Source organism: Streptomyces sp. CA-210063 (genome assembly GCF_024612015.1).
Taxonomy (GTDB): Bacteria; Actinomycetota; Actinomycetes; order Streptomycetales; family Streptomycetaceae; genus Streptomyces.
Genome location: NZ_CP102512.1, coordinates 1,263,333 through 1,284,413, shown reverse-complemented (window position 1 = coordinate 1,284,413; position 21,081 = coordinate 1,263,333). Strand labels below are relative to the sequence as shown.

Genomic DNA, 21,081 nt, shown 5'->3' with positions numbered 1-21,081 from the left:
CCGGGGCGATGGGACGGGCACACTGCCCTGGCGGCATCATCACCGCCCCGCGGGCGGAATCGCGGAGGGGCCGGGACGGCGCAGTCCCGGCCCCGCCGTTACGTCTTCCTGAAACGTCTGGAGGGCCGTAGCGCCGGTCGAACACCCGGCCGGATTCATGGGGTCGGCGCGCGGTGCACGTCGGTGACGTAAGGGGGTGCTCACAGAGCCTCCCTTGAGACTCGCCGGCTGCGGAAGGCGTGCGCGACCGGGACGAGGGTCAGGTGGTGGTGCCACCCGTTGAAGGTGCGGCTTCGAAGTGGGCCGGCCCGAGGGCCTGTTCACATCCCGGTAGTCATGCCCGATGCGCCGGTGGACTTTGGCGGCCGCACCAGCGAGGTCAGCGACGGAACGCGAGTACGTGCGCTTGCAGCCGGTGCAGCCGGTGCAGCCGGTGCAGCCGCTGCGGCCCTTGCCCGGACGGAGCCTTCCCCCCGGAGACCGGCCGTGCCGCCGCCCGGCCGGCAGCGATGACAGCTCCTTCACCGTCTCCCGGCCTTGGGCCAAGGCCCTCCGAACGGCCGCGCGATCCAAGGTGATGCCGCCGCGAACACACAGAGCTGTGGCCACCCCGCGGTCCGGGGGTGGCCACAGCTCTGTGTACGGGCGGTCAGGCGAGGGTGACCTCGACCGGCAGCTTCTTGATGCCGTTGACGAAGTTGGAGCGGACCCGGGGGACGTCGCCGGCGAGGCGGATGCCGGCGAGGCGCGGGATCAGTTCCTCGAACATGATGCGGATCTCGGTGCGGGCGAGCAGGTTGCCCAGGCACAGGTGGGGGCCGCCCTTGCCGAAGGTGAGGTGGTCGTTGTTCTGGCGGGTGACGTCGAAGTCGTACGGGTTGCCGAAGACCTCTTCGTCGCGGTTGCCGGAGGCGTACCACATGACGACCTTGTCGCCCTCCCTCACCTGCTTGCCGCCGAGTTCGACGTCGCGTGTCGCGGTGCGGCGGAAGTGGTAGACGGGCGTGGCCCAGCGCAGGAACTCCTCGACGGCGACCGGGATGAGGGAGGGGTCTTCCTGAAGCTTGGCCAGCTGCTCGGGGTGCTGGATGAGGGCCAGCATGGAGTGCGAGATGGTGTGGCGGGTGGTCTCGTTGCCGGCCACGACCAGTAGCAGGAAGTAGTTGTCGAAGTCCTGCGCGGAGAGCGGGACGCCGTCGCGCGGGGTCTCGTTGACGAGTCTGGAGATCAGGTCGGTGCCGCTGCCGCCCCGCCGCTGCCGGACCAACTCCCGTCCGTACTCGAAGACCTCCAGCGAGGCCGGGCTGCGGAAGGGTAGATCCTTGTACTGCTCGCTCTCCTCGCTGTGGAGGAGGACATCGGCGTAGTCGGGGTCCGTGTTGCCGATGATCCGGTTGCCCCAGTCGATGAGCTGCTGGTTGTCCCCCGGGGGGACGTCGAGGAGGCGGGCCAGGACGTTGATGGGGAAGTCGGCGGAGACGTCGGCGACGAAGTCGAACGTGCCCTTGGCGAGGGCCGTGTCCAGGGTCCTGGCGGTCAGGCCGCGCAGGAAGTCGGCGTACTCGTTGATGACGCCCTGGCCGAACTGACGCTGCAGCAGGCTGCGCATCGCGCGGTGGCGTACGCCGTCCAGTTCCAGGATGGAGGCGCGCTTCTTGATCTGGTCGTCGTCGAGTTCTTCGAGGTTGACGAACTTGGTGGAGGTGAAGGTCTGCGCGTCGCGTCCCACGCGGGTGATGTCCTCGTGCCGGGTGACGGCCCAGAAGCCGTGGTTGGGCTCGGGCTCCGGCTGCCAGTGGACCGGGTCCTGGTGGCGCAGGGTGTGGAACATGCGCCAGGGGGTGACGCCGTCGAGGAACTTGTCGTTGTCGGCGAGGTCGACCTCGTCCAGCGGCATCGGGTCGTCGGGGGCGTGGTGTGTGTCGGCGGTGTTCAGGGTGCTCGTCATGGTGTGCTCCTGGCGGGGTGCTCAGAGGTGGTAGGAGTACTCGGCGAACTCCCAGTCGGTGACGTGTCGTTGGAAGCGTTCGGCCTCGTCGCGCTTGTAGGCGAGGAAGGACGTGGTGAAGTCCTTGCCCAGCAGTTCGGTGAGCGCTTCGTCGGCTTCGAGGGCGTCGAGCGCGGCGGTCAGGTTCATCGGCAGGACCTTGGACTTCTCCGTGTCGTAGCCGTAGCCCTCCAGTGGTGCGGGCGGCTCCTTGCCCTCCTGGATGCCGAGCAGGGCGGCGGCGGTGAGAGCCGCGATCGCGAGGTACGGGTTGGCGCTGGCGTCGCCGAGCCGTAGCTCCAGGCGGGCGCCGGAGCCGCGCTCGGGCGGGACGCGGACCATGGCGCTTCGGTTGTCCAGGCCCCAGTTGATCAGCCAGGGCGCGAGGGTGTCGGGCCCGAAGCGCTTGTACGAGTTGACGGTCGGGTTGAGCAGCGCGGCGAGCGCCGGGGCGTGCGCGAGGAGGCCGGCGAGGGCGTACCGGGCGTTGTCGGAGAGACCGAAGGCGCCGGCCGGGTCGTCGAAGACGTTGCGGCCGTCGGCGTCGACGCAGGAGAAGTGCAGGTGGAAGCCGGAGCCGCCCGAGTCGTTGAAGGGCTTGGCCATGAAGGTGGCCAACTTGCCTTCCGTACGCGCCAGTTCCTTGACGGCGGCCTTGAAGCGGAACGCGCGGTCGGCGGCGTCCAGGGCGTCGGAGTGGGTCAGGTTGATCTCGTACTGGCCGCCGTCGAACTCGTGGTTGCCGGTGATGACGCCGATGCCCAGGTCGCGCAGCTGACGCAGGGTACGCAGCAGGTGGTTGTCGGGGTCGGCGCGCAGGCCGGCGGTGTAGACGGTTCCGGTGACGGCGGGGCTGCGCCGCCAGCCGTTCGGCGCGGTGGCGTCCTCTTCAAGGAGGAAGTACTCCAGCTCCGGGCCGACGACCGGGCTCAGACCCGCGTCCGTACATCGGGCCAGCACCGAGCGCAGCAGATCGCGCGGCGACTCCGCGGCCGGCCCGCCGGTCGCCGGGTCGGTCGTGTCACCGAGACACCACGCCACGCCGGGCTCCCAGGGCACCCGTGCGAGGGTGCTCAGATCCGGTCGCACGGAGATATCGGGCAGGCCGGCCTCGATGCCGCCCTCGATCGCGACGACGTCCCCGCGCGGGGTGGTGTGGTAGACGGCGCGGCAGAAGGCCAGGCCGTGCTCGCAGGCCGACGGCAGGTGGTCGAGCAGCACGTCGCGGGCCCGGTCGGTGCCGATGAGGTCGGGGTAGGTCACCCGGACCACGTCGATGCCCTCGGCGGCGAGCCGGTCCTGGTGCCGGCGGACGGATGGGGTGTCGTGAGCGCTCACCGATGTCTCCTCGGCGGATTCGGGGCACCTCTCGGGCCTCGGGCCCGGGGGGAGGGTGGCGGAGCGAAGACTGGACCCGGGGCGCCGGGCGATGGCGCGGTCGTGAAGCCCCGGTCAATCATTTGAAGCCAAACGGTATGGAGGCGGTCCGCCTTCCCGCAAGGGGGTGCACCAAAGAATTTATCCATCCGGATAGGTATTGACCAGGGCGTGGCGGCTTCCTATGTTGTTTGAAGCCAAACGAGTCAGGGGTTCGGCTCTCCCGTACCCCTTTGGCCAAGGGCCCGGCCACAGGCCGGGCCCTTCCATCCCGCCCCCTGCCCCTCTCTCTCCCTCTCTCTCCCTCCCGCTCCGGCGCACCCACCTTCCAGGAGGACCGGCCATGAAGGTCGTCGTCGACATGAACAAGTGCAAGGACCACGGACAGTGTGTCTTCGCGGCCCCCGACGTCTTCCAGCTGGACGACAACGGACGGCTGGCCTACGTCAGCGACCCGGACGACACCCTGCGCGACGAGGTCGAGGAAGCCGCCGACGTCTGTCCGCTGCAGGCCATCCGGATCGAGGACTGAGCGGCGTGACGACGCAGCGCATCATCGTCGCCGGGGCCTCCATGGGCGGCCTGCGCGCGGCCGAACAACTCCGCGGCGCCGGGTGGACCGGCGCGATCACCGTGATCGGTGACGAGCCCCACATGCCGTACAACCGGCCGCCTCTTTCCAAGGAAGTGCTGGCAGGGAAGGCGCCCTTCGAGTCCCTGGCCTTCACTCCCAAGGCGAGCGCGGCCGACGTGGAGTGGCGGCTCGGTACGAGCGTCACGAGCGCCCGCCTCGCCGAGCGGGTCGTCGTGCTCGACAGCGGCGAGGAGCTGCCCTTCGACGGCCTGGTCGTCGCCACGGGTATGCGTCCCCGGCGCCTGCGCTGCGAGGGTCCCGCGTTCGGCCGTCACACCGTACGGACTCTCGGTGACGCTCAGGCCCTGCGGGCCGAGCTGGTCCGGCCGGGCGCCCAGATCGTCGTCATCGGTGCCGGGTTCATCGGCTGCGAGGTGGCCGCCACAGCGGTCGCTCTCGGCGTCACGGACGTCACCGTGGTCGACCCGCTGCCGCTGCCCATGGTCGGACCGCTCGGCGAGCTGCCGGCCCGCGCGCTGCTGCGGCGGCACGAGGAACGCGGCGTGCGCTTCGCCCTCGGTGCGGGCGTCTCCGGGTTCGAGGGCGAGGAGCACGTCACCGGGGTCGTACTGAGCGACGGGACGGTGCTCCCGGCCGATGTGGTCGTGGAGTCGGTCGGCTCCGTCGCCAACACCGAGTGGCTCGACGGCAACGGTCTCGACCTGACCGACGGCGTGCTCACGGACGAGCAGCTCCGGGTCGGCGGACTGCCGCACGTCGTCGCGGTCGGCGACGTCGCCCGCTTCCCCAACGCCCGCTACGACGGCGTACCGCGCCGGGTCGAGCACTGGTCGATCCCCAGCGACACGGCGAAGCATGCGGCCAAGGCACTGGTGGCTCATCTCGCGGGTGCGCAAGCCGGCTTGGCGCTGTTCGCGCCGCTGCCCACTTTCTGGAGCGACCAGCACGACTTCCGGCTGCAGTCCTTCGGTTCCCCCGTGCTCGGCCTCGCCGACATCCGCGTCCTGGACGGCGATCCGGGCGGCGACCTGCTGGTCGGCTACCACACCGACGGCGGGCAGCTCGTCGGAGTCGTCGCCCTCGGCGGCCACGCCGCCGCCACCGGCGCCGCCCGCTACCGCGCCCAGCTCCTCAAGCAGCCCGCTCTCACCGCGTAAGGAACCAACGTCATGGCCAGCGTCCGTGGTTACTTCCACCCCAAGACGGCGACCGGTTCGTCGTCCCTGATCCCCTCGCCCCCCTGGCACTACTCCGGCGACCTGCTCACGATCGAGTACCGCACCGATCCCGCACGCGTACGGGAGTTGCTGCCCGAACCGCTGGAACTCGCCGAGGAGGACCCGGGCGCGGTCGCGCTGATCTGGGCCGACTGGCAGTCCTGTTCCGGTACGAAGGAGGAGCTGCTGGACCCGGTGCGCTCCCAGTACAAGGAGGCCTTCGCGGTCGTCCGCTGCTCGTACAAGGGGCAGACGTACTCGCGCTGCGTCCACATCTGGGTCGACAAGGACTTCGCGATCGCCCGCGGGCTGCACCAGGGCTACCCGAAGAAGCTCGGTTCGATCCACCAGACGCGCCCGCACCCCTACGGTCCGGCCCCGCGCATCGAGGCCGGGGCCCGCTTCGGCGCGACCCTCGCCGCCGCCGACCGACGCCTGGCCCAGACGGTGGTGACCCTGCGCGAGCCGTCCGAGACCAACGGCTTCGTCAACGGCCACCCGATGGCCCACCACCGCTGGCTGCCTTCCATCGAGAACGGCAAGGGCCTCGCGCTCGACGAGTTGATCGAGACCGGCGCCGCGTCCTTCGAGGCCGGACAGCCGTGGGTCGGGGACGCGGAACTGGAGCTGTTCGAGGCGCCGACCGAAGAGCTGGCCCGGCTGGAGATCCGGGAGCCGATCGCCGCGTACTACCGGCAGGTGGGCGTCGTCTGGGACGGCGGCCGACTGCTGGAGTCCGGCACCTCCGAGGCCGAGTAACCCCCTTACGCATCAGAAGACCTGGAGACCGGACATGACCGAACACATCACCACGGTGGCCGGGGTCGCCGTCGACACCCGGCACTGGATCGGCGGTGAACGCGTGGCGTCCGTCGAGACGTTCACCGACGTGTCGCCGATCGACGGGAGCACCCTCGGGGAGATCTCCCGGGGCACGGCGACGGAGGCCGCGGCGGCCGTCGACGCCGCTCGCGCCGCCTTTCCCGCCTGGGCCGCCACGTCGCGCGCCGAGCGCGCCCGCATCCTGCACGCCATCGCCGACGGAGTCGAGAAGCGCATCGAGGACCTCGCCAGTGTCGAGACGCTCGACAACGGCGCCCTCCTGCGCTCCCACCGCCGAGGCGTGATGCCGCGCGTGGCGCACAACTTCCGCTTCTTCGCCGACTGGCTGCTGAAGCTGGAGCACGAGGCATTCGACACCCGCGGCCACACCAACCACGTGAGCTGGGACCCGGCGGGCCCGTGCGTGCTGATCACGCCGTGGAACGCCCCGCTGATGCTGGCCACGTGGAAGGTCGCCCCGGCGCTGGCCGCCGGGAACACGGTGATCCTCAAGCCAGCCGAGTGGTCCCCGCTCACCGCTTCACTGCTCGCCGACATCGCGGCCGAGGCCGGGCTGCCGGCCGGTGTCCTCAACGTCGTGCAGGGATACGGCGCCGAGGTCGGCAACCCTCTTGTCTCGCACCCGGACGTCCGCCGGATCAGCTTCACCGGTTCCGTGCCCACCGCCCGGCGCATCGCCCGGGCGGCCGCCGCCAACCTCACCCCCCTCAGCCTCGAACTCGGCGGCAAGTCGCCGCTGTTGGTCTTCGCCGACGCGGATCTCGACCTCGCCGTGGACCTGGCGGTGGAGCAGTACGACAACGCCGGACAGGTATGCCTGGCCGCGACCCGCATCCTTGTCGAGGAGACGGTCTCGGACGAGTTCACCCGCCGGTTCGTGGAGAAGGCGAGCCGGCTCAGGCAGGGCGATCCGCGCGACGAGGCCACCGACCTCGGCCCCAACATCCACCCGCGCCAGCTGGAGAAGATCGACGGCTTCGTGCGGCGCGCGCTGGAGGACGGGGCTCGCGCGGTCATCGGCGGCAAGCGCAAGGACGGGCTGTACTACGAGCCGACCCTCCTCACCGATGTCGCCCAGGACTCGGAGATCGTGCAGGAGGAGGTCTTCGGTCCGGTCCTGACGCTCCAGACCTTCGGCGACGAGGAAGAGGCCGTGTGCCTCGCCAACGACACGCGCTTCGGTCTGGCCGCCACCCTCGTCACCGGCGACCACGAGCGTGCCGAGCGGGTCACCGCGCGGCTCGTCGCGGGCACGGTCTGGGTCAACTGCTTCTTCGTACGCGACCTCCAGGCGCCCTTCGGCGGCTCCCGCCACTCGGGCGTCGGCCGCGAGGGCGGCACGTGGAGCTTCGACTTCTACTGCGACCTCAAGAACACCGTCACCGCGCCGAACGGATGGCAAGACCATGGGTGAAATCGTCGGGGCGGGCCTGCTCGCCCACGTCCCCACCATCGTGCTGCCGGAGTCCGACCGGCTCGAGCTGAACGAGGGCAAGGAGATCACTCTCGTCACCGGCTTGCGACAGCTCCGCGAGGACGTCTTCGACAGTGACGACTACGACACAGTCGTGGTCCTCGACTCGCACTGGGCCACCACCGTCGAGTTCGTCGTCACCGCCCAGCAGCGCAGGGCCGGACTGTTCACCTCCGAGGAACTGCCGCGCGGCATGTGCCGGATGCCGTACGACTTCCCGGGCGATCCCGAACTGGCCCACAACATCGCCCGGTTCGCCGACAAGCACGGCACCTGGATCACCGCCATCGACGACGAGTACCTGCCGGTCTACTACGCCACCACCAACCTGTGGACGTTCCTCGGCGAGGGGCTGCCCGACAAGCGATGGGTGACCATCGGCGTCTGCCAGACCGGTGACATGGAGGACCACCTGCGGCTCGGCCGCGCCCTCGCGGACGGTATCGCCGCCACCCCTGGCCGCCGCGTGCTGCTGATCGCCTCCGGTGCGCTGTCGCACACCTTCTGGCCGCTGCGCGAGCTTCGCGACCACGAGTCGAGCGACCCCGGCCACATCTTCACGCCCGAGGCCCGCGAGGCCGACTACGAGCGCATCGCCTGGTTCAAGGAGGGCCGCCACGACAAGGTCCTCGACACCATGGACGAGTTCTGGAAGTACAAGCCCGAGGCCCGCTTCTACCACTACCTGATGATGGCCGGCGCCCTCGGCGAGCAGGCATGCGTCGCCGAGGCACGTCAGTACGGCGAGTACGAGAACTCCATCGGCACCGGCCAGGTCCACCTCTGGTTCGACCGTCCGGCCGACGGCTGGACCGGCACCGGCACGCCCGCATCCGCCTCCCCGCACAGCCGCTCCTAGAAAGGCCCGCCATGCCCGAATACCGCCGTGTCCTCCTCGACGGAGCCGCCGTCGAGACCATCCGTGACGGTGACGAACTCGTCGCCGGGGACGGCCGCCGGGTCAAGATCGAGGACGCCCAGCACCTGCCGCCGGTCGTGCCGTCCAAGGTCGTCGCCGTTCACCTCAACCACCGCAGCCGGGTGGACGAGTTCCAGATCCAGCTGACCCCGACGCCGACGTACTTCCACAAGCCGACCTCGGCCCTCAACTCCCACAAGGGCGCCATCGTCCGCCCCGAGGGCTGCAAGTGGCTCAACTACGAGGGCGAGGTGGCGATCGTCATCGGCCGGACCGCGCGCAACATCTCCCCTGCCGAGGCGGGGGAGTACATCGCCGGTTACACCGTCGCCAACGACTACGGCCTGCACGACTTCCGCGACACCGACGCCGGCTCGATGCTGCGGGTGAAGGGCTCCGACACCCTGTGTCCGCTCGGCCCGGGCCTTGTCACCGACTGGGACTTCCACGGCAAGTACCTGCGCACGTACGTCAACGGCGAGCTCGTGCAGGACGGTTCGACGGACGAGATGGAGTGGGACATGCACTACCTCGTCGCCGACATCGCCCGCACCATCACCCTCCACCCCGGGGATGTACTGCTCTCCGGCACCCCGGCCAACTCCCGGCCCGTCCAGCCCGGTGACGTCGTCGAGGTCGAGGTCGAGGGTCTGGGGCGGCTCACCAACCACATCGTCACCGGCCCCACCTCGATCCGTACGGACGTCGGAGCCCAGCCCACCGAATCGGAAGAGGTCCTGTCCACCGCGCTCGGCGGCGACTGGGAGTTCCGCGGTATCCGGCCCCCCAAGCGCTGATGCCCCCGGCGGACGGAACCGCACCGGTCCTGCCGCGACGCGCCCGGTGCCGTGCTTCGCCTGCCGGTCCCGGGCGGGCCGGGCGGATACGAGGCCGCCGTACGCGTACGGGCCGGTAGGGTCGCACCCATGACCGAAGCCGCCAAGACCCCCGAGGGCCGCAGGCCGCGCAAGCGGCTGAACTACGGGGAGGGCCGGGAGGCCCTGCTCAACGCGGCCGTGCGGGTGGTGGCCCGGGGCGGTCTGCGCAAACTCACCTATCGCGCGGTGGCGGAGGAGGCAGGGGGCACTCACGGTCTGGTCGTCCACCACTTCGGCACCCGCGACGCGCTGATCGAGGAGGCGCTCGCCCACACCGTACGCACCAGCCTGAGCGTCAGCGCGGTCGAGCCGGGGACCGGCAAGGTGTCGGACTTCTCGGCCGGAGTGTCCGAGATGGTCACGGCCGATCCAGACACCCAGGTCTTCCAGTACGAGCTGCTGCTCGAATCCCGGCGCAGGCCGGAGCTGCTGCCGCTGATCCGCGGGCTGTACGACGAGTACTTCGACGCCACCGAGCGCGAGCTGTCCCGGATACTCCCCGAGGGCGCGAACCGGGGATGACGCGGCTGGTCTTCGCCGCCCTGGACGGTCTCGTCCTGCACCAGCTCGTCCTGGGCGGCGGACCCGAGGTCACCGACGCGGCCATCGAGGAGCTCCGCTCCCTGCTGCGGTTGCTCGACGCCGACGCAGACGGCGAGAGTGCGGGCGACAGCGGCGACTGACTCGCCGACCTGCCTGTTGTGAGGCCCCGGACGCTTGGCGACCGGGGCCTCGTTCGGCTCGCCTGTCACCTCGGTCACGGCCTCGCAACAAGCGATGCAGTGGCCCAAAAATCACCCTGCAACCCCTTGTCATCTGGATAGTTCCAGCTCACTATGAGGCAACTCGTTTGGCTCGAAACGAAACCTCTCCCCCTTCCAGGCAGGTGATCCGCGTGGACAGTCAGACGGTCGAACCAATACAGACCGTGCAGAACGCACCCACTGCAGGCCGGCTCAAACCCAACTCCCTCGGTGTTCTGGGAATCCTCTTCTTCGTCCTCTCCGCGCAGGCACCGCTGACCGGCATAGCCGGCGCCGTGCCCATCGCCGTCGCCATCGGCAACGGCGCGGGTGCGCCCGCCGCGTATGCCGCGGTCGGCGCCGTCATCCTGCTGTTCTCCGTCGGCTTCGTCGCCATGGGGCGCCATGTCGTGGACGCCGGCGCCTTCTACACCTACATCGGCAAGGGGCTCGGCCGCCCCATCGGCTCCGGGAGCGCCGGCGTCGCTCTCTTCGCCTACTGCGCGGTACAGGCCGCCATGTACGGCCTGTACGGCTTCATCGTCAGCGGCCTGGTCGAGCAGTACACGGGGCTGAGCGCGCCGTGGTGGGTCTGCGTCCTGGTCACCATGGTGATCGTCCAGATCCTCGGTGCCGCCGGGATCGAGATGGGCGCCAAGATCCTCGCCGTCTTCGTCCTGGCCGAGTTCAGCATCCTGCTCGTCTTCGCCCTGGTGACCTTCTTCAAGGGCGGCGGTCCTGAGGGGCTGGGCTTCGCTCACAGCTTCTCGCCCCACGCGGCCCTGCAGGGGGCGCCGGGCGTGGCGCTGATGTTCGCCGTGGCGTCGATGTTCGGCTTCGAGGCGACCGCGATCTACGGCGAGGAGGCGAGGGAGCCCCGCAGGACCGTGCCCCGGGCCACGTACCTGTCCGTCGTGGTCGTCACCGTCTTCTTCGCCTTCATCTCGTGGATGCTGGTCTCCGCCCATGGCGCCTCGAACGCCACCGCGGCCGCCGGGCAGGCGCTGGAGAGCGGCGACGCCACGTCCTGGGTCTTCGCGCCGATCACCGCACAGTTCGGCGGCTGGGTGGGCGACGCGCTGCCCATCCTGCTGGCCACCTCACTCTTCGCCGGCGTCCTCGCCTTCCACAACTCCGCGAACCGCTACCTGTTCTCGCTCGGCCGCGACGGCCTGCTGCCGCGCGGGCTGACCGCGGTCAACCGACGCCACTCGCCCTGGGTGGCCGGCGGCGTGCAGAGCGTGATCTCGCTCGCGCTGGTCATGCCCTTCGCGCTGCTGGGCAAGGACCCGGTGCTGCATCTCTTCTCGTGGTTCAGCGGGGTCGCGGTGCTGGCGGTCATGCTTCTGTATTTCCTGACCTCCGTCTCGGTGGTCGTGTTCTTCCGCCGGGAACGGTTGGACACTCGCCCCTGGAACACGCTGATCGCCCCCGTCCTGGGTGCGCTCGGCATCGCCGGTGCCATCTGGCTGATCCTGGCCAACTTCACCACCCTCATCGGCGGGGACCAGGGCACGGCGATGTGGCTGGAGCTCACCGTCCCGGCGGTCCTGGTCCTGGGCGTCATCGGCGCACGGCTGACCCGTGGCAGGACGACGGCCGACGGCTGAACCCGCCCCCGCGGCGTGGCCGGCCCGGCCCTTGCCCTCCCTCTCGGACCCCGGACCGGCCGCACCGACCTCACCTGGGCGGCGGAGGATTTTCGCTGAGCCCGGGGGCGTGAAGAAGCCGTCAGCCGGCCGCTTACGCCACCCGGCCCACGGAGCCGTCCACCAGCTCCGGGCGTCGGGACCGGCGGCCGGCTCCATGGCCCGGCTCCGTGAAGAGTTCGTCCGGGTCGACGCCATCCCGTACAGACTGGTCCGCGCCGCCAAAGTCGAGGCAGCCGCGCGTCATCGCCTGGTGGTCTCAGGACGCAATCGCACACCCAGAAGGCGCCCCGCCTGGGACGCCCGCAATATCCGAGCGCGGTGTCCCTCGAAGGTGGCCGACCCCCGAGCGCCGAAGAAGACGCCGAGCATCGGCACGCCGAGATGGTGAGCCTTGCCGTAGCGGCACGAGTTCGCCTGCGAATGCCCATAACCCCTTGATCGCCCATGACATATCGTTTGGGCTCAAACGTAATACTGAGAGCTGGAGGCCACGCATGCTGGACATCACCCACAACGAATGGCTGCGCCGGGCCGAGGCACTGGACCTGTCCGGCGTGCATCACATCGACGGCACCGACGAACCCGGCGGGGGGCAGTCCTACGCGGCTGTCTCGCCCCGCGACGGGCAGGTGCTGGCGCACGTGGCCGACGCCGGGACTGCCGAGGTGGACGCCGCAGTGGCCGCCGCGCGCCGGGCCTTCGACTCGGGGCCGTGGCCACGCCTCGCACCTGCCGACCGGGGCCGGATCCTGCTGCGCATCGCCGATCTGCTGGAGGAGCAGCGACACCGGCTGGCGCTGACGATCAGCCTGGAGATGGGCAAGCCGATCACGGACGCGTACGACATCGAACTGCGCGCCGCGATCAACACCTTCCGCTGGTACGGGCAGCTGGCCGACAAGCTCACCGACGAGTCGCCGCACACCGCGCCCGACGCACTTGCCCTGGTCACCCGTGAACCGGCGGGCGTCGTCGGCGCGGTCGTCCCCTGGAACTTCCCCCTCACGCTGGCGAGTTGGAAGGTCGCTCCGGCGCTCGCGGCCGGCTGTACCGTCGTGCTCAAGCCGTCGGAGAACTCGCCGCTGTCCGCGTTGCTGCTCGGCAGACTGGCGACCGAGGCCGGGCTGCCGCCGGGCGTACTCAACGTCGTCACCGGCGACGGGCCCACCGCCGGACGGGCGATCGGCCTCCACCCGGACATCGACGTGCTGGCCTTCACCGGATCCACCGCCGTCGGGCGGCACTTCCTGCGGTACGCGGCCGACTCCAACCTCAAGCGCGTCTGGCTGGAGCTGGGCGGCAAGTCACCCAACATCATCCTCCCGGACGCACCCGACCTGGAGAAGGCCGCCGCCACCGCCGCCTGGGGCATCTTCTTCAACCAGGGCGAGATGTGCACGGCCCCTTCGCGGCTGCTCGTGCACTCCTCCATCGCCGAGCGCGTCACCGACACCATCGTGGCGCGGGCCCGGGAACTACGGATCGGTGACCCGCTCGACCCGGCGACCGAGATGGGGGCGCTGGTCGGTGAGCGTCACCTGCAGCGCGTACTGGGCCATATCGGCACCGGCCTCGACGAGGGCGCGCGGCTGCGAGTCGGGGGCGGCCGTACACTCGCCGGCACCGGCGGCAGTTACCTGCAGCCCACGGTCTTCGACCACGTGGACCCGGGCATGCGGCTGGCCCGTGAGGAAATCTTCGGCCCCGTCCTGTCCGTGCTCACCTTCGACGACGTCGACGAGGCCGTCGCGCTCGCCAACGCCACCGAGTACGGCCTGGCCGCCGGGCTGTGGACCTCCGACCTGTCCACCGCCCACCAGGTATCGCGCGCGCTGAAGGCCGGCACGGTCTGGGTCAACTGCTACGAGGAGGGCGACCTCACCGTGCCCTTCGGCGGTGTGAAGCAGTCCGGCAACGGACGCGACAAGTCCACCCACGCCATCGAGAAGTACACCGAACTCAAGACCACCTGGATCCAGCTGTGACGACGCCCGCGCGACCGCTGATCGCGATCCCCGCCCGCTTCGCCGCCTCCACCTCCGCCCTGCGCTACGCCGCCGAGGTCAACGCCCGCGCGCTGGTCGAGGCAGTCTGGCGGGCCGGCGGCGAACCGGCCACCATCCACCCCGCCGAGCCCACCGCCACCGGCGTGGCCGCCCGCCTCGCCCGCTTCGACGGCGTCCTCCTCCCCGGCGGCGGCGACCTCGCCCCGTACCGCTACGGCGCGACCGACACCCACGACAGCGTGTACGACGTCGACGACCTCCAGGACGGCTTCGACCTGGAAGTCGCCCGCCAGGCCATCAACTTGGGCCTGCCCCTGCTCGCGATCTGCCGTGGTCTCCAGGTCGTCAACACCGCCTTCGGCGGCACCCTCTACCAGGACATGGGCGGCCCGGACCGCGAGCACCGCCATGTAGTGCATCCGGTGTCGATCCGGCGCGGTTCGCTGTTGGAACAGGCCACCGGCACCGAGAAGGTGGAGGCATCCTGCTACCACCACCAGCGGGTCGACCGTACGGGCGCCGGCCTCACGATCACCGCCCGGGCCGCCGACGACACAGTGGAAGGGCTCGAACTGCCCGGAGTTCCCGGCTGGTTCGCCGCCGTCCAGTGGCACCCGGAGGACACCGCCCACGAAGACCCCGCCCAGCAGGGACTGTTCGACGTCCTCGTAAGCGCCGCACGCGACCGCCACTGACAGCACGAGAACCCACCGCCGTGGCCCTCGCCGGACGCCGCAGCGGACCTGCCGCCGCTGCCACCGCGTCACCGGGAACGCGGGCTCATCGTCGAAGTGCCCGACGGCGGCCACACCTTCCCGCACCTGCGCCGGGCCGCGAACGAGGGCGGGTGCTCCTTGTGGCACAGCTGACGCGGCGCTGGGGCATCTGCCAGCCCCTTTCTCCCTCTGAGTCGTCGCCCGCTGTGCGGGCTCCGCTTCACGCCTTCGGCTTCGGACGGCGACCACTGCGACGTAGGGCGGGCTCGGCACCGTTCAGGAGTGTGCGCCGACGCTCCTCGCCGTGCTCCTCGACCTGGAGCACAATTCGCCGCAGTCCGTCGGCGACGCTGCGGCACTCCTCGTCGCCGAGCTGCCCGGCGACGAATGCCTCCTCCTCGTTGAACTGCGGAAACAGCCGCCGCATCAATTCCTCGCCCTTGTCCGTGAGGCTGAGCAGAACCAGCCTCCCGTCGGTGGGATGACCGCTCCGCCGCACCAGCCCCCGTGCCTCCAGCGTGCGCGTGACCCCGGTGAGCGTGCCCTTGGAGATCCCCGCTTCCTCAGCCACATGCCGGGTCTCCGACTCGCCCCAGACCCAGACCACCCAGAGCACGACGAACGCCGTCCAGGTCAGGTCGGATCCGCGGAGTACGGAGTTCTCCAGATGCTGCCGGACCGCCGAGGCCGCCCGGTAGATGTTGGCCACGACAGCCATCTGCTCGTGGCGGATCGGGATGCCGCCGAGCTTCGCATCGGCCAGCTTCTCGGCTTCGGTGATGGATCGATGGCCGGGCACGGGCACACCCCTTCGACGTCTCCGCGACGCACTGGATCGACACTATCGTTCGGACTCAAATTGTACGAAGCGCCGAGTGGGGGAGCGATCGGCCTTCAGCCGCCGATGTGCCCATGGGCGGTTTCGCTCTCCGTCTGGGGTGGTGGTCTAGCCGGCGGCGAGGTTGCGTAAGTGCTTGGGCACAGCGGAGGTAGACCGGGATGGCTAAGGGGCGGTGACGGTGTGCAGTCCCGCGAGATCTTGGGCGGTCTGGCTTCAGTAAGTGCTGGAGGTCACCAGGAGATGTTGGACAACCGCCGTCAGTTCCGGGTGCGAGCGGCCATCAACGGATTCGGCGGCATCGGACGCACGTGCTGAGTGCACTGCTCAAGCGCGACAGAACCTTCGAGCTCGTAGCCGTGAACGACCTCACTGGGCCCGCCACCCTGGCTCGGCTCCTCGCCTACGACAACACCATCGGTAGGCTCGGGAGTCCGGTGACCGTCGACAGGGACGCGCTCGTCGTCGACAGCCGTCGGATCACGGTGTCGGCCGACTGTGAACCGGCGCGAATGCCGTGGGCCGAGCTCGACGTCGACATCGTGCTGGAGGCGACCGGCCGTTTCACCTTGACCAAGGCGGCTCGTGCCCACCTCGACGCGGGCGCGCGCAAGGTCCTGGTCAGCGCTCCCTTGGGCGCTGCCGAGAAGCGCGGCACGCTCAGATCATGGGGTGCCGGTCTGCAATCCCGCGATGAGTCCGTCGAGTATCCGCAACTGGCGGGTGGGTGTGGTCAGGCGAGCGGCGAAGATCGCGTTGATTTGGAGTCCCATTAGTGTGGCCATCACAAGGTCCAAGAACGCATCGAGATCGCAGGACGGGTTGATCTCTCCCGCTTCAGCCGCAGTGCGCAGATACGAGAGCATCTGATCGCGCCAGCGCGATATTGCCTGGTCGTAGACGTCGATCAGTTCCTCATCGGCTACCGCGTAGTTCCAGAAGCCGATGACGACGCGGGCCTCATTGAGACGCTCGTCGTCCAGGGGCATGATCTCGATGCAGAACTTGCGGAAGGCGTTCACGCCGTTGGCGCCGGCGATGGTGCGGGCGGCCCGCTGCTCGGTGGCTGCGTTGGCGCGCTCCAGCGCGGCCCGCAGAATCGCTGCTTTGGTGGGAAAGTATCGTGTGAGAGCACCGTTGGTGAATCCCGCTTCGGCGGCGAGATCCCGCATGTTTAGCGCCGCGAATCCTCGCCGCGCGACAAGGCGCCATACAGCTTCGATGATCTCTTCACGCCGCGCGTCGTGGTCCACGATCTTGGGCATGTCGACACCTTACCAACGGGTAGAAGCCAGCATGCTGGTGGCTGTGGTCAGCACCATTGCGGCCAAACTGGCAGGGTTCAACGGCTGGGCAAGGTGCCGTGTCGGTCCCGCATGAAGCGGTGGACGGCCGTACGGCTCAGCGACGCTGGATTTGGTCGGCTGGCCGAGCTTGCGCAACCCGCGGGCCTCACGGTGGATGAGTCTGGGGGTCGTGTGACCCGCAGGTCCAGCCCTGTGACCTGGTGAACCTCTTACTCCACCTTCTCGCGGGAGGGGCGCGGGGCGAACAGCTGTCACCCGCGGTGGCCGTGACAGCGATCCGCAGGGCGGCCCCCTTCCCGGCAACCGGTTAAGGGATTACATTGGAGCTATTAATCTACAATTGTAGACGGAAGGCTCTGGTGCGGCACCAGCCGGTACGCGGCATCGAGGTCCTTCGAATTCGGTACCGGTCAGCTCGCCCTGGCACCTGACCCCCGGCGCCCAGGTAGGCGTCCAGCCCTCGTCATGACCATCACGACCTCATAGGACAAAACGTGCCTGATCTCGCGCCAGATGAATTCCGCCGCCAGGGCCACCAGTTGGTCGACTGGGTCGCCCAATACCGAGCCTCGCTCCCCTCCCTGCACGTGCAGCCGAAGGTCTCACCGGGCTCCGTGAAGGCTCAGCTTCCTCGTGAACTGCCTGAGCAACCGTCCGAGGCGCTGGGCGATGATCTCGTCGCCCTGCTCAACGACGTGGTCGTTCCCTCGTCGCTCCACTGGCAGCACCCAGGATTCTTCGGCTACTTCCCAGCGAACGCGTCACTACTGTCGCTCCTCGGTGACATCGCATCGGGCGGGATCGGAGCGCAGGGAATGCTCTGGTCAACATCGCCGGCCGGGACGGAGATCGAGCAGGTCCTGCTCGACGGCCTGGCGGACGCGCTGGGCCTTGGTCGCGAGTTCACTTTCGCCGAGGGCGGAGGCGGTTCCCTTCAGGATTCGGCCTCGTCGGCATCCTTGGCTGCGCTGCTGGCCGCGCTGCAGCGCAGCAACCCGGACTGGCGCGACCACGGCGTGGACGGCACCGAGACCGTGTACGTCACTGCCGAGACCCACTCGTCACTGGCCAAGGCCGTGCGTGTGGCCGGGCTCGGCGCGCGGGCATTGCGGATCGTCCCTTTTACGCAGGGCACGCTGTCCATGTCGGCGGATGCCCTGGCAGACATGCTGGCCAAGGACGCAGCCGCCGGAAAGAGGCCGGTCATGGTCTGTCCGACCGTGGGAACAACCGGCACGGGTGCCATCGACCCCGTCAGAGACGTCGCCCTGGCAGCGCGTGAGTACGAGGCGTGGGTGCACGTCGACGCCGCGTGGGCGGGAGTCGCGGCGTTGTGTCCCGAGTTCCGCTGGCTCCTGGACGGCGCGGACCTCGCCGACTCGTTCTGCACCGACGCACACAAGTGGTTCTACACCGCCTTCGACGCCTCGTTCATGTGGGTGAGGGATGCCCGAGCGCTGCCGACAGCACTGTCCATCACGCCCGAGTACCTCCGTAACGCCGCGACGGAATCGGGCGAAGTCATCGACTACCGCGACTGGCAGGTCCCGCTGGGCCGTCGTATGCGTGCGTTGAAGATCTGGTCGGTGGTGCACGGCGCCGGACTGGAAGGCCTGCGCGAAAGCATCCGCGGCCACGTCGCCATGGCAGACTCCCTGGCCGGCAGGATCGAGAGCGAGCCGGGCTTCGCCCTGGCCGCCCCGCCCTCACTGGCACTCGTATGCCTGTACCTCGTCGACCGGGACGGCCGCCCCAACGACGCCGCCACCAAGGCGGCAATGGAGGCGGTCAACGCCGAAGGGCATTCCTTCCTCACGCACACATCGGTCAACGGTCACTTCGCGATTCGCGTCGCCATCGGCGCGACGACGACGCTGCCCGACCACATCGACACCCTGTGGGACTCGCTTCGCAAAGCCGCTCGCCAGAGCGGTGCGTGACCTGAGAGCTACGTCTGGGCCACCCGTTGTGGCAAGGCAAGCCCGCATCCTCGTCTCGCCTTGCCGCACGCGGCGCGCTTCGGAGAGTAGGGCCAACTGGCGAATCAGCTGGTGTCAGTTCCGCCCCGGCCGTACACGCGACGGGACGATCCGTCGGTCGGCCGACCGGGAACTGACCAGCGTGGGCCGGCAGGCGACGAAGTGGGCGCCTCGGGCAGCCGGCGAGTAGGTACCGGGCCCGGCCCGGGGTGTCCGGACGTCCAGCGCCGGAGCGATGGCGACACGTTTGACAGGGCCGGGCCGGGGGTGGCGCAGATTCGCGGTGCGGGCGGACGGGCCACGCACCCGTCGGGGATTCAGAACTGGCTGGGCGGGATGGACTGCTGTTGTGTGATGCGGTCGATGACGGAGGAGTCGGCGAGTGTGGTGGTGTCGCCGGATCGGCGGTTCTCGGCGATGTCGCGGAGCAGCCGGCGTGTGATCTTCCCGGAGCGGGTCTTGGGCAGTTCGGGAACGACCACGGTCCGGCGCGGTTTGGCGATGGGGCCCAGGGTGGCGCCCACGTGGGCGCGGAGTGCGTCCATGACCGCTTCTTCGTCCGTGCCGGTGTCGCCGCTGTCGCGCAGGATGACGAAGGCGATGACGGCCTGGGTGGTCTGCGGGTCGGTGACGCCGACGACGGCGGCCTCGGCGACGGACGGGTGGGAGACGAGCGCGGACTCGACCTCGGTGGTGGAGATATTGTGCCCGGAGACGAGCATGACGTCGTCTACGCGGCCGAGGAGCCAGATGTGACCGTCGGCGTCTTTCTTGGCGCCGTCCCCTGCGAAGTACAGGGGAATTTCTGTTTCCTCACCGGAGGGCAGCACCGTTGAGCGGCTGAAGCGTGACCAGTAGGTCTCGACGTAGCGGTCGTCGTCGCGCCAGATGGAGCGAGGGGCATGGACGGCCAGGGTTCGGTGAGCACGAGGTAGCCGCCGCTGCCGTCGGGCACCGGCTTTCGGGTGTCGTCCACGACTTCGGCGCTGATGCCGGGCAGCGAGGTCATGGCCGATCCCGTTTTGGGGTGCACCGCCGACATCGGCTGGGGCACCGGCCATTCCTACATCGTCTACGGCCCACTCGCGAACGCCACCACCCAGGTGATCTACGAGGGCACACCGCCCCCCGCCCCACACACACCAGACGCTGGTGGGAGATCGTGGAAAGGTATGGCGTCACCATCCTCTACACCGCGCCCACCGCGATCCTCGGTTTGGTCGCAGTGACCCCGGGGAGGGGCGCGATCATCATGGCGCCGGTCTCGGTCTGCCACCGCGTGTCCACGATCGGGCACCGCCCGCCGCCGATTTTCTCGCGGTACCACATCCATGCCTCGGGGCTGATCGGCTCTCCGACGCTGCCCAGCAGGCGGAGGCTGGAGAGCTCGTAACGGGCGGGGATGTCGTCGCCCCACCTCATACACGTGTGCGGTGCACCAGTAGACGTCGGTCTCCGGTTTGAGGTCGAAGACGGCGTGATGGGTGTAGGCGGCCTGGGTGAGGTAGTCGCCGGTGGCGTGCACGATGCCCTTCGGCTTACCCGTCGTACCGGAGGTGTACATGATGAACAGCGGGTGCTGGGCGTCGAAGGCATCCGGGATGTGCCGGTGCTCTGCGCCTGGACCACGTCGTGCCACCACAGGTCCCGACCAGGGGTGAGGGGTACCTCCTCGCCCGTGCGGCGCACGACCAGGACGTTCCGCACGCTCGGGCAGGTTTCGAGGGCCAGGTCGGCGGTGGGCTTGAGGGGCGTGGGCTTGCCGTGCCGGTAGGAGCCGTCGGCCGTGATGAGCAGCTTCGCCTCGGTGACCTGGACGCGGCCCGCCACCGCGTCTGCGGAGAACCCGCCGAAGACGACCGAGTGGATGGCGCCGATGCGGGCGCAGGCGAGCATGGCGATCAGGGTCCCGGGGACCATCGGGAGGTAGAGGGCCACCCGGTCACCCGCCGCGATCCCGAGCGAGGTGAGCGCGTTCGCGGCGCGGCACACCTCGCGGAGCAGTTCGCCGTAGGTGAGGGTGCGGGTGTCGCCTCGCTCGCCTTCGAAGTGGATGGCCACCCGCTCGCCGAGGGAAGATCGAGGTCACGCCGCTCGCCCAGCATCCGTCCGACCTCGCCGCCGGTGAGATCGTGGCGTGAACAAGGGTGAGGGAGTCCGCTGCGCAAGCGGTGGCCGATGTGGGCACGTCGGCCGAGCGGCTGCGGGCCGGCGGGGCCGGGATCCCCGCGCCGGCCTCGCTGACGAAGGAAGTGCGTGAATTCGAGGGCACGGAGTACGTGCTGGAGCACGGGATCCGCCCCGACTTCGCGCTGGTCAGGGCGGTGAAAGGCGACCGGTACGGCAATTTGTTGCCAAACAAGTCGTCCCGAAACTCAACCCGCTCGCTGCGATGGCGGGCAGAGTGACCATCGCCGAGGTCGAGGAGCTGGTCGAGCCTCGAACCCGGCGAGACCGATCCGGACGAGGTGCATCTGCCGAAGGTCGCCACTCTCTGCATCGGCGTGGCTCAGAGCCACGCGCTCGTCCTCGAACGCTGACCTGCCGGGA

14 protein-coding genes and 6 pseudogenes are annotated in these 21,081 nt (G+C 69.4%); 14 read left to right on the top strand and 6 right to left on the bottom strand.

Annotation, left to right across the window (positions count from 1 at the left end):
* Window positions 1-649: 649 nt before the first annotated feature.
* The gene (locus JIX56_RS05610; RefSeq protein WP_257537649.1) at window positions 650-1,948 is read right to left on the bottom strand and encodes a cytochrome P450; all 1,299 of its coding nucleotides are present in this window, start codon (window positions 1,946-1,948) and stop codon (window positions 650-652) included.
* A 21-nt stretch (window positions 1,949-1,969) separates the two neighbouring features.
* Complete coding sequence (locus JIX56_RS05605) at window positions 1,970-3,325, bottom strand: glutamine synthetase family protein (RefSeq protein ID WP_257537648.1); 1,356 nt, start codon at window positions 3,323-3,325, stop codon at window positions 1,970-1,972.
* 382 nt (window positions 3,326-3,707) lie between these two features.
* Between JIX56_RS05605 and JIX56_RS05600 the strand changes: the two genes are divergently transcribed.
* From JIX56_RS05600 to JIX56_RS05555, 10 genes and pseudogenes are all read left to right on the top strand, one after another.
* Window positions 3,708-3,896 (top strand): ferredoxin, encoded by a 189-nt coding sequence (locus tag JIX56_RS05600; protein ID WP_037898529.1) that lies wholly within the window; start codon window positions 3,708-3,710, stop codon window positions 3,894-3,896.
* 20 nt (window positions 3,897-3,916) lie between these two features.
* Window positions 3,917-5,116 (top strand): NAD(P)/FAD-dependent oxidoreductase, encoded by a 1,200-nt coding sequence (locus tag JIX56_RS05595; protein WP_257550747.1) that lies wholly within the window; start codon window positions 3,917-3,919, stop codon window positions 5,114-5,116.
* 12 nt (window positions 5,117-5,128) lie between these two features.
* Window positions 5,129-5,935 (top strand): acetoacetate decarboxylase family protein, encoded by an 807-nt coding sequence (locus JIX56_RS05590; protein ID WP_257537647.1) that lies wholly within the window; start codon window positions 5,129-5,131, stop codon window positions 5,933-5,935.
* 34 nt (window positions 5,936-5,969) lie between these two features.
* On the top strand, window positions 5,970-7,433 hold the full coding sequence (locus JIX56_RS05585; RefSeq protein WP_257537646.1) for an aldehyde dehydrogenase: 1,464 nt from the start codon (window positions 5,970-5,972) through the stop codon (window positions 7,431-7,433).
* A complete protein-coding gene (locus JIX56_RS05580) occupies window positions 7,426-8,352 on the top strand; it encodes a 3,4-dihydroxyphenylacetate 2,3-dioxygenase (protein ID WP_257537645.1) in 927 nt (308 codons plus the stop codon). The genes JIX56_RS05585 and JIX56_RS05580 overlap by 8 nt, the downstream gene beginning before the upstream one ends.
* A gap of 11 nt (window positions 8,353-8,363) precedes the next feature.
* A complete protein-coding gene (locus JIX56_RS05575) occupies window positions 8,364-9,209 on the top strand; it encodes a fumarylacetoacetate hydrolase family protein (RefSeq protein ID WP_257537644.1) in 846 nt (281 codons plus the stop codon).
* 129 nt (window positions 9,210-9,338) lie between these two features.
* Window positions 9,339-9,973: pseudogene (locus JIX56_RS05570) on the top strand (TetR/AcrR family transcriptional regulator).
* Between the two features lie 212 nt (window positions 9,974-10,185).
* A complete protein-coding gene (locus JIX56_RS05565) occupies window positions 10,186-11,643 on the top strand; it encodes an APC family permease (RefSeq protein ID WP_257537643.1) in 1,458 nt (485 codons plus the stop codon).
* A 536-nt stretch (window positions 11,644-12,179) separates the two neighbouring features.
* Complete coding sequence (locus tag JIX56_RS05560; RefSeq protein ID WP_257537642.1) at window positions 12,180-13,670, top strand: aldehyde dehydrogenase; 1,491 nt, start codon at window positions 12,180-12,182, stop codon at window positions 13,668-13,670.
* Window positions 13,667-14,386 carry a gamma-glutamyl-gamma-aminobutyrate hydrolase family protein gene (locus JIX56_RS05555; RefSeq protein ID WP_257537641.1) on the top strand — a complete coding sequence of 240 codons (720 nt, stop codon included), beginning with the start codon at window positions 13,667-13,669 and terminating at the stop codon, window positions 14,384-14,386. The genes JIX56_RS05560 and JIX56_RS05555 overlap by 4 nt, the downstream gene beginning before the upstream one ends.
* 241 nt (window positions 14,387-14,627) lie before the next feature.
* On the opposite strand, the gene JIX56_RS05550 is transcribed toward JIX56_RS05555, so the two are convergent.
* Entirely contained in the window at window positions 14,628-15,206 is a 579-nt protein-coding gene (locus JIX56_RS05550) for a MarR family winged helix-turn-helix transcriptional regulator (protein ID WP_257537640.1), read from the bottom strand.
* Between the two features lie 282 nt (window positions 15,207-15,488).
* Here JIX56_RS05550 and JIX56_RS05545 point away from each other — a divergent pair.
* Window positions 15,489-15,892: pseudogene (locus JIX56_RS05545) on the top strand (glyceraldehyde 3-phosphate dehydrogenase NAD-binding domain-containing protein); the annotation flags it as partial.
* An 18-nt stretch (window positions 15,893-15,910) separates the two neighbouring features.
* Here JIX56_RS05545 and JIX56_RS05540 read toward each other — a convergent pair.
* Window positions 15,911-16,510 carry a TetR/AcrR family transcriptional regulator gene (locus tag JIX56_RS05540; RefSeq protein WP_257537639.1) on the bottom strand — a complete coding sequence of 200 codons (600 nt, stop codon included), beginning with the start codon at window positions 16,508-16,510 and terminating at the stop codon, window positions 15,911-15,913.
* 536 nt (window positions 16,511-17,046) lie between these two features.
* Between JIX56_RS05540 and JIX56_RS05535 the strand changes: the two genes are divergently transcribed.
* Window positions 17,047-18,492, top strand: a complete 1,446-nt coding sequence (locus JIX56_RS05535; RefSeq protein ID WP_257537638.1) for a pyridoxal phosphate-dependent decarboxylase family protein — start codon at window positions 17,047-17,049, stop codon at window positions 18,490-18,492.
* 356 nt (window positions 18,493-18,848) lie between these two features.
* On the opposite strand, the pseudogene JIX56_RS05530 reads toward JIX56_RS05535, so the two are convergent.
* Window positions 18,849-19,561: pseudogene (locus JIX56_RS05530) on the bottom strand (AMP-binding enzyme); the annotation flags it as partial.
* Between JIX56_RS05530 and JIX56_RS05525 the strand changes: the two are divergent.
* A pseudogene (locus JIX56_RS05525) lies at window positions 19,551-19,741 on the top strand (AMP-binding protein); the annotation flags it as partial. The pseudogenes JIX56_RS05530 and JIX56_RS05525 overlap by 11 nt on opposite strands.
* Window positions 19,742-19,755: 14 nt before the next feature.
* On the opposite strand, the pseudogene JIX56_RS05520 reads toward JIX56_RS05525, so the two are convergent.
* Window positions 19,756-20,601, bottom strand: a pseudogene (locus JIX56_RS05520) (AMP-binding protein); the annotation flags it as partial.
* 113 nt (window positions 20,602-20,714) lie between these two features.
* Here JIX56_RS05520 and JIX56_RS05515 point away from each other — a divergent pair.
* Window positions 20,715-21,071, top strand: a pseudogene (locus tag JIX56_RS05515) (CoA-transferase); the annotation flags it as partial.
* Between the last annotated feature and the right edge of the window lie 10 nt (window positions 21,072-21,081).

Excerpts from the sequence above, each read along its gene's own strand:
- JIX56_RS05540 (WP_257537639.1), bottom strand. The coding sequence starts at position 16,510 with ATGCCCAAGATCGTGGACCACGACGCGCGGCGTGAAGAGATCATCGAA.
- JIX56_RS05600 (WP_037898529.1), top strand. The coding sequence starts at position 3,708 with ATGAAGGTCGTCGTCGACATGAACAAGTGCAAGGACCACGGACAGTGT.
- JIX56_RS05610 (WP_257537649.1), bottom strand. The coding sequence starts at position 1,948 with ATGACGAGCACCCTGAACACCGCCGACACACACCACGCCCCCGACGAC.
- JIX56_RS05585 (WP_257537646.1), top strand. The coding sequence starts at position 5,970 with ATGACCGAACACATCACCACGGTGGCCGGGGTCGCCGTCGACACCCGG.
- JIX56_RS05590 (WP_257537647.1), top strand. The coding sequence starts at position 5,129 with ATGGCCAGCGTCCGTGGTTACTTCCACCCCAAGACGGCGACCGGTTCG.
- JIX56_RS05560 (WP_257537642.1), top strand. The coding sequence starts at position 12,180 with ATGCTGGACATCACCCACAACGAATGGCTGCGCCGGGCCGAGGCACTG.
- JIX56_RS05580 (WP_257537645.1), top strand. The coding sequence starts at position 7,426 with ATGGGTGAAATCGTCGGGGCGGGCCTGCTCGCCCACGTCCCCACCATC.
- JIX56_RS05575 (WP_257537644.1), top strand. The coding sequence starts at position 8,364 with ATGCCCGAATACCGCCGTGTCCTCCTCGACGGAGCCGCCGTCGAGACC.